Below are 1,692 nucleotides of genomic sequence, written 5' to 3'. Positions count from 1 at the left end.
TGAGCGATGCGAGACAGAGCCCGACCACGCCACCGAGCAGCGACAGAAACAGCGATTCGAGCAGAAATGCAGCGAGAATGCTGCGCCGGCGAAAGCCCAGCGCCCGCAAGGTGCCGATCTCTCCGGTTCGATTCGACACCGCCGCATACATCGTGATCATGGCACCGATGATCGCGCCCAGCGAAAAGATGATCGACAGGCTCATGCCGAGAATGCGGATGAAATTCGCCAGCATCTCCGACTGCTCGGCGTAGAACGCCGTCTCGCGCTTGGCCTCGATGGTGAGCCGCGGATCGCGTTCGAGACTCGTCTTGAATGCGTCGAAGCGGTCGGCTGCGACGAGCTTTGCCACCGTGACCGAATAGGCGTTGCGGCGAAACGCCTGCATCATCTGCTCGCCATCGCCCCAGATTTCCGAATCGAAGCCGCTGCCGCCGGCGTCGAAGAGGCCGACGACGGTCCACTCACGCCCGCCGAAGCGCAGGGTCTCGTTCAGCCCCGCGCCGTTGAAGCGCTCGGCGATGGCACGCCCGGCGATGATCTCGGACGAGCCAGGCCGGAACATCCGGCCTTGAGTGAGCTCGACCTGCGGCCGCAGCGCCAGGCCCTGGCTGCCGACGCCGCGAATGACGACATTCGAAGGACTGGCCGAGGCACGCTTCTCGAGGCTGATGAGCACCACCACCTCCTTCGAGACGAGCGGCTCGCCGTCCGCACCGTGCGCGATTTCGGGGGCGCTCGCGACGATCGCAGCCTGGTCGCGTTCGATGGCACTCTGCACTTCGGCACCGGCGGAACGCCGGATGACGACGGCGTTGTCCCGGCGGCCGGTCTGTACGAGTGTTGCACGCAGCCCCTCCTCCAGCATCAGCACGGTGGCGAAGACGAAGACCACGAGCGCCATGCCGCCGGCCGTGAGCAGCGTGGTCAGCCTGCGTGTCCACAGGTTGCGGACGATGTAGGAAAGCGGGATCTTCACGAATTCAGCCGACGGCGCGCAGCCCCTCCGCGATGCGCACGCGACTCGCCCGCACTGCCGGCACGATGGCCGCCGCGCAGCCGACAGTGAGCGCCGCCGCGAGCTGCATCCAGACCGTCTCGCGCGAGACGTTGAACACCGGGAAGAGCGTGCCCATGCGCTCCGCAAACGCGGTGGCCACGGGAAAGGTCAACGCGACACCCGCGGCACCGCCAGCCAATGCGATCGTGAGCGACTCGCCGAATACGAGGCGGCTCAGAAATGCCGGCCCGAAGCCGAGCGCCTTCAGCGTCGCATACTCCGCGGTGCGCTCGCGCGCCGTCATCGCCATGGTGTTGGCCATGACCGCCAGAATGATGAAGATGACGAGAAACGACACGATGCGGATGGCGACGACGATCGCCTCGGTCATCGCGACGAAGCCGAGCTGGAAGGCCTTCTCGGTTTCCGTCAGCGTCTCCGCCAGGCTGTTGCGGAACTCGTGGTCGATGCCTGCCGCGACCTCGGAGGCGAGATCGGGCGAGGCGATGCGCACGATGTAGATCCCCGTGCTGTCGCCGCGCTTGGGCGCCGTGCGCTTGATGGTCTCGTTCAGGTAGTCCCAGTGGAAGAACATCTGGCTCGTATCCGTGCTCTTCTCGGCGCCGTCGTAGATGCCGCGCACGACGAAGCTCCACGTTCCCGGATAGATCGTGCCGCGCAGAGGCACCACG

Annotated in this window: 2 protein-coding genes; both read right to left on the bottom strand. The window is 66.0% G+C overall.

Going from position 1 to position 1,692, the window contains the following annotated elements:
• Positions 1-979, bottom strand: a 979-nt coding sequence (locus JNK68_06660; protein MBL8540037.1) for an ABC transporter permease, incomplete at its 3' end; no start/stop codon positions are given.
• 4 nt (positions 980-983) lie between these two features.
• A partial coding sequence (locus JNK68_06655; GenBank protein MBL8540036.1) for an FtsX-like permease family protein occupies positions 984-1,692 on the bottom strand: 709 nt, incomplete at its 5' end.

The sequence above is a fragment of the Betaproteobacteria bacterium genome, assembly GCA_016791345.1.
Lineage (GTDB): Bacteria > Pseudomonadota > Gammaproteobacteria > Burkholderiales > JAEUMW01 > JAEUMW01.
This window is presented reverse-complemented; position numbering and strand designations above follow the sequence as displayed.